The organism is Stackebrandtia soli (assembly GCF_965137155.1).
GTDB classification, from domain to species: domain Bacteria; phylum Actinomycetota; class Actinomycetes; order Mycobacteriales; family Micromonosporaceae; genus Stackebrandtia; species Stackebrandtia soli.
Map to the genome: position 1 here is coordinate 1 of NZ_CBCRZX010000051.1, position 13661 is coordinate 13661.

14 protein-coding genes and 1 tRNA gene are annotated in these 13661 nt (G+C 65.9%); 9 read left to right on the forward strand and 6 right to left on the reverse strand.

Going from position 1 to position 13661, the window contains the following annotated elements; translation table 11 throughout:
* From ACM9NP_RS20760 to ACM9NP_RS20775, 4 genes are all read right to left on the reverse strand, one after another.
* A partial coding sequence (locus tag ACM9NP_RS20760; protein ID WP_415648430.1) for a DUF998 domain-containing protein occupies positions 1 to 457 on the reverse strand: 457 nt, incomplete at its 3' end.
* A 36-nt stretch (positions 458 to 493) separates the two neighbouring features.
* Positions 494 to 1471: an EamA family transporter gene (locus ACM9NP_RS20765; protein WP_415648431.1), complete on the reverse strand. Its 978-nt coding sequence runs from the start codon at positions 1469 to 1471 to the stop codon at positions 494 to 496.
* 165 nt (positions 1472 to 1636) lie between these two features.
* Positions 1637 to 2281 (reverse strand): nucleotidyltransferase domain-containing protein, encoded by a 645-nt coding sequence (locus tag ACM9NP_RS20770; protein ID WP_415648432.1) that lies wholly within the window; start codon positions 2279 to 2281, stop codon positions 1637 to 1639.
* Positions 2282 to 2499: 218 nt separating this feature from the next.
* Positions 2500 to 3342 carry a hypothetical protein gene (locus tag ACM9NP_RS20775; protein ID WP_415648433.1) on the reverse strand — a complete coding sequence of 281 codons (843 nt, stop codon included), beginning with the start codon at positions 3340 to 3342 and terminating at the stop codon, positions 2500 to 2502.
* 29 nt (positions 3343 to 3371) lie between these two features.
* Here ACM9NP_RS20775 and ACM9NP_RS20780 point away from each other — a divergent pair, with 29 nt between their 5' ends.
* From ACM9NP_RS20780 to ACM9NP_RS20800, 5 genes are all read left to right on the forward strand, one after another.
* Positions 3372 to 4046 carry a Crp/Fnr family transcriptional regulator gene (locus tag ACM9NP_RS20780; RefSeq protein ID WP_415648434.1) on the forward strand — a complete coding sequence of 225 codons (675 nt, stop codon included), beginning with the start codon at positions 3372 to 3374 and terminating at the stop codon, positions 4044 to 4046.
* Between the two features lie 134 nt (positions 4047 to 4180).
* Positions 4181 to 5164 (forward strand): hypothetical protein, encoded by a 984-nt coding sequence (locus ACM9NP_RS20785; RefSeq protein ID WP_415648435.1) that lies wholly within the window; start codon positions 4181 to 4183, stop codon positions 5162 to 5164.
* Positions 5164 to 7257: a hypothetical protein gene (locus tag ACM9NP_RS20790; protein WP_415648436.1), complete on the forward strand. Its 2094-nt coding sequence runs from the start codon at positions 5164 to 5166 to the stop codon at positions 7255 to 7257. Before ACM9NP_RS20785 ends, ACM9NP_RS20790 begins: the two co-directional genes overlap by 1 nt.
* Positions 7258 to 7448: 191 nt before the next feature.
* Positions 7449 to 8078 (forward strand): hypothetical protein, encoded by a 630-nt coding sequence (locus ACM9NP_RS20795; protein WP_415648437.1) that lies wholly within the window; start codon positions 7449 to 7451, stop codon positions 8076 to 8078.
* A gap of 187 nt (positions 8079 to 8265) precedes the next feature.
* Positions 8266 to 8757, forward strand: coding sequence for a hypothetical protein (locus ACM9NP_RS20800; RefSeq protein WP_415648438.1), 492 nt, complete (start codon positions 8266 to 8268; stop codon positions 8755 to 8757).
* Here ACM9NP_RS20800 and ACM9NP_RS20805 read toward each other — a convergent pair.
* Positions 8740 to 9420 carry an MOSC domain-containing protein gene (locus ACM9NP_RS20805; protein ID WP_415648439.1) on the reverse strand — a complete coding sequence of 227 codons (681 nt, stop codon included), beginning with the start codon at positions 9418 to 9420 and terminating at the stop codon, positions 8740 to 8742. The genes ACM9NP_RS20800 and ACM9NP_RS20805 overlap by 18 nt on opposite strands.
* A 146-nt stretch (positions 9421 to 9566) precedes the next feature.
* Here ACM9NP_RS20805 and ACM9NP_RS20810 point away from each other — a divergent pair, with 146 nt between their 5' ends.
* On the forward strand, positions 9567 to 10349 hold the full coding sequence (locus tag ACM9NP_RS20810; protein ID WP_415648440.1) for an RluA family pseudouridine synthase: 783 nt from the start codon (positions 9567 to 9569) through the stop codon (positions 10347 to 10349).
* A gap of 173 nt (positions 10350 to 10522) precedes the next feature.
* On the opposite strand, the gene ACM9NP_RS20815 is transcribed toward ACM9NP_RS20810, so the two are convergent.
* Positions 10523 to 11251 carry an MBL fold metallo-hydrolase gene (locus ACM9NP_RS20815; protein WP_415648441.1) on the reverse strand — a complete coding sequence of 243 codons (729 nt, stop codon included), beginning with the start codon at positions 11249 to 11251 and terminating at the stop codon, positions 10523 to 10525.
* A 111-nt stretch (positions 11252 to 11362) separates the two neighbouring features.
* Here ACM9NP_RS20815 and ACM9NP_RS20820 point away from each other — a divergent pair, with 111 nt between their 5' ends.
* The 3 genes from ACM9NP_RS20820 (at position 11363) to ACM9NP_RS20830 (ending at position 13656) form a co-directional block, all read left to right on the forward strand.
* Positions 11363 to 11902, forward strand: a complete 540-nt coding sequence (locus ACM9NP_RS20820; protein WP_415648442.1) for a hypothetical protein — start codon at positions 11363 to 11365, stop codon at positions 11900 to 11902.
* A gap of 97 nt (positions 11903 to 11999) precedes the next feature.
* Positions 12000 to 12075 (forward strand) — tRNA-Glu (locus tag ACM9NP_RS20825).
* A 540-nt stretch (positions 12076 to 12615) separates the two neighbouring features.
* On the forward strand, positions 12616 to 13656 hold the full coding sequence (locus ACM9NP_RS20830; RefSeq protein ID WP_415648443.1) for a serine/threonine-protein kinase: 1041 nt from the start codon (positions 12616 to 12618) through the stop codon (positions 13654 to 13656).
* The last annotated feature ends 5 nt before the right edge of the window (positions 13657 to 13661 follow it).

Below are 13661 nucleotides of genomic sequence, written 5' to 3' on the forward strand. Positions count from 1 at the left end.
CCCCGTCCCCACGGGCCGCCCGACCCAGCGACAACCCGGCGATCGGCATCGCCAGGAACGCCGCGAGACTCCCCGCCTGATGCACATAGCCGGAGATCGACGGCCCCACCGACCAGTCGTGCTTCTCGAAGAACACCACCGCGACCAGGCCGAAACACCACACGAGCATCGCCACCGACGCGGCCGAGCCCCAGCGCGCCAAGCCCGACCGCATCGCCGCCGTCAACACCAGCAAAGACCCACCCGCCAACAGCAACGCCGACGCGTAGAAGGGCCACCGCAGGCGCCCGAACACGTACTCGCTGATCGTCCGCGTCGCCGGACTCAACGGCCAGTCCAGTGTGTATACGTCTAGGACGAGCACGATTACCGCCGCCGCCGTCACGGCCGCCGCCCCCAACACCGCCGGCCGCCGGACACGGTCGGCCCGCCCCGATACCGCTTGCGCCACCGCCACGACCTCACCCCTTTCCACAAACGAAGTCGCGGAACGCTACCCGATGGCACCTGAGACGACACTGTGATCGTCGTCGACCACAGGCGCCACCGGCTTCGGCGCCGTCACCGACCGCTGTGCGAGATACACCCCGACCAGGACGACGACTCCACCGACCACCTGCGCCGTCGACAGCGTCTCGCTCAACGCCAACCACGCCACCACCGTCGCGACGACGACCTCCAGATACGCCATCGCCCCCGCGACCGGCGCCGACAACAACCGCAACGCCGGAATCCCCGCCGCGTAAGCCAACGCCGTCGCCCCGATCAACATCGCCGCCAACATGCCCGCGCTCGTCGACCAGCCACCCAACGACGCCGACTCCGTGAGCACCGCCCAGTCCAGGGACCACGGGCGCGCCAACGGCAGCAACGCCACCGCCGCCACCCCGAACCCGACAGCGAGCATCACCCGCGTGTCGACCTTCCCCGTCAGGCGTTCTCCGACGAGGAAATAACCGGCCTGGCATGCGGCAGCGGCGGCACCGGCCACCAAACCCAAGGTGTCCAGCCGCACGCCAGTCCACACCTGGACGACGATCGCGAGACCGGCGAGGCTCACGAGCGAACCGATGACGGCCGACTTCGGCAGCCGAGTCCGGCGGACGAGCGCGATCCACGCGACAACGAGGATCGGCCCCGTGAACTCCAGCAGCAACGCGATGCCGACCGGCAGCCGTGACACGGCGACGAAGTAGAAAACCTGAACGCCCGCCACCGCCGCCAGCCCGAACGCCACCAACTCCCACCACGGCAGCCTCCGGGCAACTCGCAGTGGACCGATGGCCGCGATTCCCATCAGTACCGCCGTGCCCGCGATGCGCAGCCACGTCGCCTCCACCGGCGTCAGTCCCGCGTTGATGAGGCCCTTCGCGAGCGGCCCGGAAACGCCGAAGAACAACGACGCGATGACGATGAGCACAACGCCGCGCGTTGCGGGCGCGGCGAGGCGAGGGGTGCCGACGGCGGACACGGGCGCTCCTGACGGGCTGGTTTCACGAGGGGTCGAAACCCAGCCAAAGCCCTACCCGTCGTTTCTCCAAGGCTTCGCCGCCGTGATCTTGGTCGCTGCCCGGATAAGCCCCTGTCCCGCCGCGTTCGGTCTCCGCACGGGGCACCGGCGGTGGCTTGTCGTTGGTCAGCCCAGAGCGTCGATCCACTCGTGGTCACCGAGGTGCCGCGTCAACGCGTCGGCGAGCCACGCCCGTTCGTCGGCATCGAGCCGCGGCACGGCGACGGCGAAGTCGGCGCGGTCCTTGTCGCGCAGCAGCCGCGCCTTGTAGAGGAGCACGATGTGCGGTGCGAGGTACGAAACGCCGTCCGCCGTCGTCCGCAGCGCCTGGTCGAGCGGCATGCGGATGGCGTGGTCGCGCTTGAACACCCACTCCTGGCCATCCACTGGGGACAATAGGAGGTCGAGGCGCCACGGCTCCGTCGCGCCGGCGCGAGCCCACAACTGCTCTCGACCCTCCTGAAGTTCGTTTCCGGGCAGCAGAGGCGTCAGGCTGCCCGAGTGCGCCTCCCACAGGTGCAGGTCCGGCACGGTCGTTCGGAACGCTGCCAGGTCATCGGCGTTGATCGCCAGATCGACATCGTCGTGGTCGCGCGAGATCCCGGTCTCCAACTCGATCGCCCAGCCACCCGCGATCCACCACCGCACCGGCGAGCCCGACATCAGCTCGACGATCTCCGGTATCGACATGGGGTTCCACGGCCCGTACCACGCGATGAACTCGGCTTCGGTCAGGTCGTTGGCGACACGGCGGGGTGGGGGCGTGATCACGATTCCTCCAGTTTCGATTCGGAGTTCGGATTGTGCGCCGCGTTCCGATCCTCACCCCGCCGGGGGTGCGTTCACTACTCTCCCGGTGTGCGCAGGCTAGGCGGAACGTTCGCACGGCGGAGTGCTCCGGTGTTCTCGACGCTTCTGGCGCGCCGGAGCGGGGCGCGGCCGCCGCCGACAACGCCACGAGGTGCCGCCTGGACGTCACGCGGCGGGCCTTAGTCTCGCGTCGGTGCGTCACCCTCCGCTTCGAGCGGCTGAGACACGAAGCACTCGGCGTAGTAGTAGCCGTCGTCCGGATTCGGGTCGCGACCCAGCTCCTCCAACCGGGCGACCGCGGCGTCCCGCTCGGCGTTGTCGGCGAAGCGGCGTTGCCGGAATGGTCGACCCAGGCGTCGCGTCGTGAGGCCGTACTCCGCGAAGGCGTCGATGAACGGTTGATAGGGCACCTGACGCAGCACCGTCACCGCGATCCACGGCGGACGCGGCATCACCTCGACGAGGCGGGTCAGCGTCAGCGGCGAGATGTACCCGATGCCACCGCTGACCGTGATCAGCCGACAATCCTCGAGCGCGGCGACGAGACCGGGGCTCGGCTCGTCCATCTCCAGGTTCTCGGCGAAGCCCTCGTCGATGAGGCTGGTTCGCACCGCGTAGTCGATCGCCGGGCCCGAGGAGTCGACACCGATCATCGACGGCGCCCCCGAATCCCGGTTCGCGATGAAGAAGGAACGATCGACGGCGAGCGCGTCGTCGGCGACCGGCCGCGCGAAGTATTGGTACACATCGGATAGCGACAGTGCGTGACGGAGAATCGTCGCGTTCACGCCGTAGGAGCAGCACACGTCCGCGATGACGACGTGGTCCTCCGGCATCGCGGCGATGACGCGGCGAAACGCCGCCACGGAGTGCTCGGGAAGCCGGTAGTCGAGCTCTCTCAGCGCGGCGTAGTACGGCCGGGGGTCGGGGGCCGTGTAGATCCCCGCGAAGTCCGCCTTCCCCGCCCACGTTGATCGCTCGCGCTCCACCACGTCGTTTGTCTCCACATTGCCATCACTCACGGTATGAGGCTATCGACTAGAAAAGAACAATGGAGAATATCGGTAACGATCCCACAACCCACCGAGGAATCCGCACCTTCGCGACCCCCTCCCAGTGGGCGACGCTGCGGACTGTCGGCCATGGCAAGACTTTCCAACCTCGCGAACCGGTACTGCGGCAGGGCGACGCGGGCTCGAGTGTCGTGTTGCTGCTCTCCGGGCGGGCGAAGGTGACGTACGCGGCTCCGGATGGGACTGAGGCACTGCTGTCCATTCGCGGTGCCGGTGACCTGGTGGGGGAGGTCGCCTGTGCCGACAACGAGCCGAGGACTGCGACGGTGTGGGCTTTGGAACGGCTCACCGTGCGGATCATCCCGTTCAATGAGTTCACCGGCTTGGCCACGGAGTTCGGGTGGATGCCGATGCTGTGGAACTACTGGGCGGATCGCTTTCGGCAGGCGTGCAGCCGGACGTGGCGCCTTGCCAATCAGCCCCCAGCCCGCAAGCTCGCGTCGTTGTTCGTCGCCATGGCGGAGGCGGGTGGTGGCTCACCTGTCGTGCCGATGACGCAGGAGGAGCTCGCCGAGTCGTTCGGCCTGTCGAGGCGGACGGTGGGAACGGTCCTGTCCGACTGGAAGGCCGAAGGATTGATCACCATTAGACGATCAAAAGTAGACATTCGCGATCTAGAGCGCATCGCCGCGATCCTCCCCAGCGGAATGTGATCGTCATCATGTCCTTATGTGGGAAATCTTTCCCAGTTCGTAACTGTCCGTCGACTGAGCATTGTCGTGTCCGCACTTCCCGAAGCCGCGATGACGGCTTCGACACAACACAGGAGACGAATATGAACTTCGCCATGGGTAAGGTCCGACACCTGCCGCCGAGCATGGGCATCATGGTGGTCGACGCCGAAGGCTTCAGCAAGTACAACGACGTGCAACAGCGTCGTCTCGTCGGAGAGATCCCCAGTGTTCTGGAAAGCGCCGCCAACGCCTGCGGCGCGCCGGAGCTGTGGAGCGATCGGCGCTTCCCGGACTCCACAGGCGACGGATACATCGTAGGCATCGACGAGAGCATGCTGCCGTTCGTCGTCAACAGCTACATGTACGCGCTCCAAGCCGAACTGCGCGAACTCAACGACCGCCTGCGGGGTGAGGGCATCCGGTTGCGGCTGCGAATGAGTCTCAACACCGGTCCGGTTGACATGATCGAGGATCTTCGGCTGGACGGGCCTCCCGGGGTGACCATGATCGACACGCACCGACTCGTCGACTGCGAGGCCCTGCGAGTGCTGCTGAAGCGGTCCAATCCGGACGCGACATGCCTGGTCGCGGCGTTGTCCGAAAGCGTGATGGCGAAAGCGGTTCGCACTGGATACGCCGCGCGCTTCGAGGAGGAGTTCGTCGCGACGCCGGTTGCGATCGAAGCCAAGGACTTCTGCGGGACGGCCTACCTGCACGTCCCCACCATGTCGGGAGACCTCCTGCGCCACGGCCTGCTGGGCGTACAGCCGACTTCCGACCTTCCTACGCCGACGGAGTCGGACACACCGGCCGAAATTTCGGATCCGACGCCCGCCGTTCCGAGCCAGTCCATCTCGGATTCGACCGGGGCGGCGGTCAACGTCGGTCATGCTGGCGGTGATGTGACCGCTGTTGGTCGGGACCAGGACAACTCGACCACCGTCAACGATCACGGTTCCCACAACAGCGTCTCTCACACCGACGTCGGAAGGGATCTCAACCAGAGCTCTGACGTCGTCCACGGCGACAAGTACGCCAGCACGAACCAGCGCGGCCACCATGGCCGGTTCTTCGGCCCCGAAGCGGGTGATTCCTGATGAACGCCGACAACCACGAGGCCAATCCAGGTCCGGAACGTTTGTTGATCCGACGTCTGTCCGTGGCGGAGCCCATTCCCGGTCCGGTATCGGCACCCGCTCCGCAGCCGAGGGCGGGCACCGACAGCAACGCCGTCGACGGATCGAGCGCCGGTCGTGACATCAACCAGACGACCCAAACAGCGTCCCGCGATGTTCACAATCACAACTACTTCGGAAGCAAGCCAACCGAACCCAATCGGTTGCGCGCCGACTGGCGAAACCGTGAGGCGCTTGCGGCCGAGGCCGAGACCACGGTCCCACCTGCGGATACCGACGCGCTCGTCTCCGTACTCGCTCGCGAGCGGTTGATCGTGTTGTCCAGTCGGCCGAAATCCGGTCAGCGGACGACAGCTCGATACCTGGTGCACCACTTGATCGAGACTGGTCAGGCGCCCTCGAGCCTGCGTGCCGCGCGGGTGATCCTCGAATCCAACGAAATCAAACTCGGCGACGCCGTCGCCGCCCACACCGATACCGCCCTCATCGTCGATCTCACCGAGGAGGACAGGAACGTCGTCACCGGGGTGTGCGGCGAACTGGGGATTATCTTCCCAGCGCTCGTTGATGCGGACAGCTATCTCGTTGTCCTCATTCAACCGGCCTCGGTCGTCGAGTTCGCCAAGGCTGTACCCGGCGCACTTCGCGAACTCGTTGGCCCAGAGGGCGAACAGGTCTTTCGCCGTCACACCATGGGTCGACTGGATCCATCTATCGTCGACTATGTGCTGGCCGATGACGTGATGGCGGAACGGTTTCGTGAGGCTCGTCCGCCCAGAGCGGCCAGGCTCGCCAGATCAGCGATCAGCTTGAGCACCGACAGCCCCAGCGTAAGCGCCCTGGTTGCCGCGCTGCGCGATGTCAGCGACGACTGGCGCGTTCAGCTTGACGAAGAGATCGGGGCGAGGCCGGACGCTTTGCGCCGCTGCCTCTACCTTGGAGCCGCCGTGTATCAAGGCTGCGAACCCGGCGTCATCACAGCCGCAGCAGACGCTCTACACGAGCTCGCGAAACTGGACACCGAACCGGTGCATCCGCTGCTGCAGGAGAGCCCGTACATCCGATTGAAGCCGCTGCGGTCGAGCGGCTTCGATCCAGGCAGCGGCGAGTTCAACCGTCCGGGCTACGCGACCGCACTGCTGCCATACGTATGGCAGACCTTCCCGAGGCTGCGGAAACTGTTGCTCCACTGGTGGATTCGGCTCGTCGACCAAACCGATTTCTACGATCTCGACACGACCGTCGACGCGTTCATCGGGTTGTGCGTGCGGGAACCGGACACCGTGACGGATCTCGGCAATCCTCTGGTGCGGACCTTCGCCGCGGAGGAGGGGCCGCCGTCTCACATTCGAGATCGACGACGAGACGCCGCAGTGCGCTTCCTCGGCCGTGCCGCGATTCATGACGCCTTGGGCCGTCGGGTTCGGCGCCTGCTCTGGCAGTGGGCGCATGACGGAAACGTCGACCGGCAGTATGTGGTCGCGAAGATCTGTGCCGGCGAGTTCGGACAGCGATACCCGCACAACGCACTCACTCGGCTCAAACACCTCATGCGCGGTGACGAAGTGAAGGTTCGCGCGGCTGCGGCGGAGGCGCTGCGGTCGATCGCGGATCGCATCGGCTTCGCGGAACTCGCGGCGGTCATGTCCACGTGGGCCAAGGGCGACGCTAGGGCGCCCGAACGCGCCAAGGACGCACTCGCCAGGCTGGCGATGGAACCTGAATCCATCGCCGATCTTGTCAAACTTCAGAACGGCCGACTCCTGTGGCGACAACTCATCGACGTGCTTGACATCGACGTCCAGGGCGTGGTCGGCGCGGTTCTGCTGGCTGCTGGCGATTCCGGCGGAGAGCAACAACGGTTGATCGTCAACCTCGCCGGATCTATTGGGGATAGTCAACGGCGCTATGACGTCCTTTGCCATGCGCTCAAGCAATGCCTCTCCGCCGTTCCATCTCCGGTCGAACGGGAGCGTCTCACTCGGGCACTCACTGCCATCCGCGAATGCGGACCGCCCGTCCTACGGCACCCAGGTCAGGAGGTCTCCGCATGAGAATCTGTCGACTGTTCCGGCGTTCCCGGCCGCTACGCGTCGAGTATCCGATGCCGCCCCCGCAGATGCCGCGACATCAGGAGTACGAGAGCGGCGGTGACGATGAAACCAATCCGACCCGACTCCGAGTGCCCAGCAAGTACGACGGACTGCCGTTCGACCTCAGCGCCGTCATTCGATATCGCATCGTGGTGGGAACGCCCAAGCGCGCTGACCCACGAGTTCTCGCCACCGAATCGGTACGGCAGCGGGCCTCTGCGATAAGCGAGAGCATGTCGCCGGCTGATATCGACCAACTGGCGGGTCTCTTGGAAATCGAGCTCGACGCCGTCCGACGCACCTCCAACCCGGACGTTCATGCCCGGGCCACACAGGTGAAGGTGACCGTGCCGGGGAACCTGGAAGCCCTCGTTCGAGATTACGAGGAGTCCACGGTATTCGCGAAGTTCGGCGATTGGCGCTGGGAACGTGAACAAGAAGAGATCCAGCGACTGGTCGGGCTTCTGCGCGATCCGTTGCAGGCGACGGCATGGTGGTTGAACCACTCCGATGAGATTTCGGCCCATCAACTCGCGGAAAAGGAGATCCCGACCCTCAGGACCGTCGCGGAGACCTTCGTTCAAGTGTCGAACGTGCTCTGTCATTCAGGCGAGGTCCTCGGGGACGCGTACCAGCCGATGAGCGTCGCCGATGTCGTGGCGCGGCTATGGACTGAGGTCGATCCGGTGGCGCGCTCCGGACTGCATGACGTGTTGATCGAGTACGCGGAACAGCAGAACCAGCAAGCAATCGTGGAAGCGTTGCAAGATCTGCAATCGTGAATCCCGTCGGGGCCGCAGCACCACGCGNCCCCGACTCCCTCCCCACGGCGCCGTCGCCGTGAGATCCGAAGCCCGCCATTCTTGAAGTGTCTCGCGGTGGCGAATCCCGCACGTCAGTCGATATCCTGGAAGGGCCGTAGGTGATCGATTACCGGTCGCCGGGACGCACGCTAGCGAAGGGCTCACTGTGGACAACACTGAGGCGAGTACCGCCGATCGAGTCGACCCCCAACGCAACAAGGCCCTGCGGCACCTGAGCCGCTTCAACGGGATCATCAAACTCATCCTGCGCTCGCCGTTCCACCGCGTGCTCAGTCGTCGCCTGCTCCTGTTGACGTACAACGGATCGACGACCGGACGGCAGTACACGCTGCCGCTGCGATACCTGCGCATGTCCGACGGACGGCTCATGGTCCTCAGCCGAGGCACCGGGTGGTCGAAGCGGGTCGCCGGGCGCGATGTCGCGATCAGGCTCGTCGGTCGCGAGTACACCGTCAGCGCGGACACCCACGACGGCAGGGAGGACATCGCGGGCCTGCTCGCCGCGTACGCCCATCATGCGGGTCCGCGCGCCGCGTCCCGTCTGTATCTCGGACTGCCGGCCGATCGACCTCCGACGGCCGACGAACTGCGCTCGGCCGCGGACCGCACCCGCCTCGTCCTATTCGACGTCGGCTGAGACCGGGTTGTCCGCCACATAGGATTCGGCCTTCTCGATGACGTTCTGCGGCAACCATTCCCGGGCCGCGAGCAGTCGAGGCAGGAGAGGGCGGTCGGTCGTCAGTGCCGCGAAAGCCAGGGCGACCGTGACCTCGTGGTCGCGGCGCAGCTCGATCGCGACCGGATCGCCCGCCCCGATGGTGCCCGGTGAGATGACCCGCAGGTACGTTCCCGGGCGTTGAGCGAGCGTGAACGTCCGCAGCCAGCCCTTGATGTCCATCCAGCCCCGGAATGTTCCACAGGGGATTCGCGGCGTCGATACCTCGACGATCACGTCACAGCCGATTCGCCACCGATCCCCGATGCGCGCGTTCGAGACGGGAAGACCGCCGGTCGTGAGGTTCTCTCCGAATATCCCCGGGTGCAAGGGGATCTCGACGCGGGAGGCCCAGTAGTCGTAGTCCTCCTTGGCGTACGCGTACAGCGCCTGGTCGTCGCCGCCGTGGAACTCCACATCGAACACTCGATCTCCGGCGAGGCCGACGGCGCCCGTCCCGATCGGTCCCGGCGCGGCCACCGCGACCCGCCCCGACACCGCCCGTTTGTCGATGCCGGTCTTGCTCAGTGCGTCATCCCACGGGTTGTCACGGGGATGGCCGATGTTCACGGAAAGCAGCTCCATCCGCAAACGATAGGCGACGCTTGGCCCGATCGTCACCCATGTTTCGTGGTTTGTCGCCGTCGGTCTTCGCCGATGAGCCGTTGCTCGAATGACGAGCCGTGGCTCACGACACGGTGCCTCATCGAGTGCTCCCGTAGACTCCCGTGGTGAGCAGTACAGGGGAGTGGCGGCGCATGTGCGCCGATCTGGCTATTGTGGATGACGCGGATGCGTTGGCGCTGAACAAGCCCGTGGGAATCAGCGTAACCGGGGAGCGGCACGGCACCGACCTGGTGCGGATGGCGGCCGAGGCGGGGGAGACGCTGTATCCGGTGCACCGCATCGACAAGGCCACCTCCGGGCTGATCCTGTTCACCCGCACCCTGCCCGCGCACGGCCCGCTGACGCGGCAGTTCCAGCAGCGGACCGTCGACAAGACCTACCTGGCGGTCACCGCGAGCCGGGACGTTCCGGACCACGGCGTCATCGATCTACCGTTGTCGGTCGGGCGCAAGAACCGGGTGCGGGTCGCGGGTCGCCGCGACGCGATCGTCCGCGAGGGCGACACCTGGACGGTCCCGGTGGACTCGGACGTGACCTCGTACCCGTCGCTGACGCGTTTCGTGGTCCTGTGGCGCAATCGGCGGCACACCTTGCTGGCGCTGCGGCCGGTCACCGGTCGACGGCATCAGATCCGTGTGCACCTCGCGTGGATCGGTCACGCCATCGTCGGCGATCCGCTCTTCGAGCCGGATCCGCAGACGCGAACGCTGTTGCACTCCTGGCGCCTGTCCCTCGACGCGACGTGGCTCGACGGCGAGCGGTTGACGCTGGAGGCGAAGCCGGGCGACGACTTCATCGACGCCGCCGGAATCACCAATGTGGATGGGATGTTCGCGCACGCCGAGAAGGTCCTGCCCGCGCTGTCCACGTCCGAGGCGGTTGAGTAGGCGTCGAAGCGCATCGACTTCTAACGACGGGGTGTGGTCTCTGTCGCTGTGGGGTCTTGTGGATCCGTCCCATGGGTTCCGCTGCATTCCCGGTGCTTGACGTCGTTGGCTGGGGTACGCGTGGCAACGCTGAAACGCCGCGAGGCACCCGGAGGTCGTGCGGCAGGAAATGGCTATAGGCCTGAATGGACCACGTGTTTCGCTGGGCCTAACAGGAGTTGGCGTAGGTCGTCGCGTTGGCGTGCGACGAAACCCGGGTCGACGCAGGCGCCATGGCCGGGCACGATCACGTCCGGCATGGACGGCAACAGTCCATCGAGGATGTTCACCCAGTTGGCGACATCGGAACCGGACGTGTCCGGGTCCGCGCCCTCTTCCACCAGATCCCCGGCCAGGAACACCTCCCCTGTGGACAACACGAGGTCACCGTCGGTGTGCGCCGGCCCCGGATGCCATGCCGTGACGGAGACTCCGCCGAGCTCGATGGTCACCCGCTCCGTCAGCGCTTCGGTGGGCGCCAACGGAACGGTCGCCCCGACGTTCCCCGCGATCTCGGGAGCCAGCGACGCGCACACCGCGACGGCGTCCGTGAGTGCAGCTTCCGTGCGCGCCGTCCACGTCTCGATGACGGTCGGATGTGCCCAGATTCGTTCCGCCCGAAGCATTCTCGCCGCGACGCGATTCCCGAGCACATGGTCGAAATGTCCATGCGTGTTGAGGATGTCGATCGGCAACGTCGTGACCGTCCGTACCGCGGCGGCGAGCTCGAGCGCCTGCGCGTCCGTCGATAGAGTATCGACGAGGAGCGCCCGCTCCGACCCGACGATGAGGACACTGTTGACGTCGAGGACCGGGTACCGCAGCACGTACACGTGCGGCGCCGCTTGAGTGAACGTGGCCATGTCGCGAGACCTTAGCGGTGCTTCGCGCTCACGTCGTCCACGCCATGGCCGCGACGAGAAGGTGGCGAAATGGGTGGTGCCATCGTCGTGTCCGGTCCGTAGGATCTCGTCATGGCATCGACGGTGATTCTGGTGGGGGCCAATCCAATCCTGCGTCTCTTCGACGGTGAGACCTTGACCGCGTTCGCGTCGGTGTGGGACGTGACGTGGTCGGCGCACGGGGCGGGGCGCGCCGTGATCCTGTGGCAGGACGGCCGGGTGCGCACCTTGACGACCGACGCCGAGCTGGGCGATTGGCTGCGGGACGGGTTCACCCGCCACTTCCCGGAATCGGCGGGTCTCGCGTGGGAGGCGACTCCGACGGAGATCACGCCCGTCAACTTCGACTTCGACATGCGCGTCGGCAGGCTCGGCGTGATCGCGGCGGACGTCGCGTTGACCGCCGACGGCGTGTTGGACCGCCGCGTGTTCGCCACGGGTGACTTCAGGCTCGACGGGGTGGCGCACGGCCTGTCGTTCGTGCTCATGCCGATGGCCCGTGCCTCGATCAGCGTCGCGGGGCAGAAGGTGCACGGTGTGCCGCTCGTCACCGATGACGGCAAGCCGACCTCGACGGCCTTCGCCTCCATGGCCGAGGTCTGGTCCCGCTGACGCGTGACCAGCGCATTCGCCGGGCTCGATCCGCGCGGATAACCCCGTTGAACGACCCTTCCACGCTCATGTATGCTTTCGGAGGTTCAAGCGACAAGCTCCCGTCGTCTAGTGGCCTAGGACGCCGCCCTCTCAAGGCGGTAACGGCGGTTCGAATCCGCTCGGGAGTACCAGTAACACCCCAAGGACGATCTCCGGATCGTCCTTTTCGCTGTGCATGATGTTTCCGTCTCGTGTCCGCTTCACCTACAGCATCGCAGTCCCACCTACCGTGTACTGCCGTGGTTTCCGTCGGGGCACTTTCATGGTCCGCTAGATGGCCTGTCATCAGCCAGAACCGCGCAGCGAGTTGGTGATCCGGAACTGTCGATCGTCCACGCCGCCGTTGAACGACATCGGCGATCAGAGCCATCGCCTTCGGGGTTTTCCGTGAGGGCGTATAGACGAAGTCACAGCGCCGATCAACCTTGTGGCGTGGGGTGTGTTCTACCACCACGACGTCCTTAGACGGGTCGCTTCGATCAGATCCAGGCGTGAGCGTCCAATCTTGGGGCAATCGGTGCGTGGCAACGGATTTGGCGCGTACGTAGAATGACACCTTCAACCTTCCATGGTCGCTTGTGGCTGGAGTCCGTCGTGTCTGGCCACGGTTGATACTTGGGGTTCGGGAACAGTGCGGTCCGGATGTACCGCTGCGGTTAGGGAGATTCGCGATGGACGCGTTGACGGCGGAAGACCCCGTGGAGCTCGGGAAGTACCGGCTTCTCGCGAGGCTCGGCGAAGGCGGGATGGGCAGGGTCTACCTCGCCGAGACCGCTGAGGGTGAACAGGTCGCGGTGAAGATGATCGCGTCGTGGCTCCTCGACGATTCGGGCGAGGGCGAGTTTCCTCGTCGGTTCGCCCGCGAGGTCGATGTGATGCGCAGCGTGTCGGGCCCGTCGATCGCGTTGTACGTCGACGCGGATGTCGCCCACGACCCGGCGTGGCTGGCGACGCAGTACATTCCGGGCCCCACACTGCGGGAACAGGTCCTCCGGCATGGCCCGATGGCGCCGGAGATCGTGGCGATGATGGGCGCCCATCTGTGCGACGGCCTGGCCGCGTTGGACGAGGCGGGTCTGCTGCATCGGGATGTGAAACCCGCGAATGTCATGCTCGGCGCTGACGGTCCCCGCCTCATCGATTTCGGCTTGGCGGTCCTTGCGGAGGGCCTGGACGATCCCCGCGCCCATTTCACGACGGTCGGCGTGAGTGTCGGAACACAGCAGTGGATGCCATTGGAACAGCAAGGTAGTGCAACCGTCACCGCTGCCGCGGACGTGTATTCGCTGGGCGCGGTGTTGGCATATGCGGCGACGGGGCGGACACCGGCGAGGACGGGGAGCGTCTCGGTCGCGGGGTTGCCGAAACCGCTCGCGACGATCATCACGGAGATGACGGACGGGACGCCGTCGGCGAGACCGTCGGCGGCGGAGGCGGCGTCTCGGCTCGGTTCAGTGGCGACTGTGGACGGAAGGACGGCGACGGAGGTGACAGCGGACATGATCGCGGCGACGTACGGCCAGAACCCGCTGCCCAAACCCCCACCGAGACCGACCACCACGACAGGCAAGACCGAAGCGACCGAACACGAAGCGACCGGCCCACAAGGAACGACCAGCCAGGAAACGACACGGGTACGCCGATCGATGTCGGCGGCCGTGTTCGCGGCAGAGAACCTACGCAGCGCTTACGCGAAGAACAGGAAGCTGTGACAGAC

Bases quoted from the DNA above. Each gene is read 5' to 3' on its own strand.
- ACM9NP_RS20780 (WP_415648434.1), top strand. From the start codon at position 3,372: ATGGAGAATATCGGTAACGATCCCACAACCCACCGAGGAATCCGCACC.
- ACM9NP_RS20815 (WP_415648441.1), bottom strand. From the start codon at position 11,251: ATGGCCACGTTCACTCAAGCGGCGCCGCACGTGTACGTGCTGCGGTAC.
- ACM9NP_RS20790 (WP_415648436.1), top strand. From the start codon at position 5,164: ATGAACGCCGACAACCACGAGGCCAATCCAGGTCCGGAACGTTTGTTG.
- ACM9NP_RS20820 (WP_415648442.1), top strand. From the start codon at position 11,363: ATGGCATCGACGGTGATTCTGGTGGGGGCCAATCCAATCCTGCGTCTC.
- ACM9NP_RS20785 (WP_415648435.1), top strand. From the start codon at position 4,181: ATGGGTAAGGTCCGACACCTGCCGCCGAGCATGGGCATCATGGTGGTC.
- ACM9NP_RS20830 (WP_415648443.1), top strand. From the start codon at position 12,616: ATGGACGCGTTGACGGCGGAAGACCCCGTGGAGCTCGGGAAGTACCGG.
- ACM9NP_RS20805 (WP_415648439.1), bottom strand. From the start codon at position 9,420: ATGGAGCTGCTTTCCGTGAACATCGGCCATCCCCGTGACAACCCGTGG.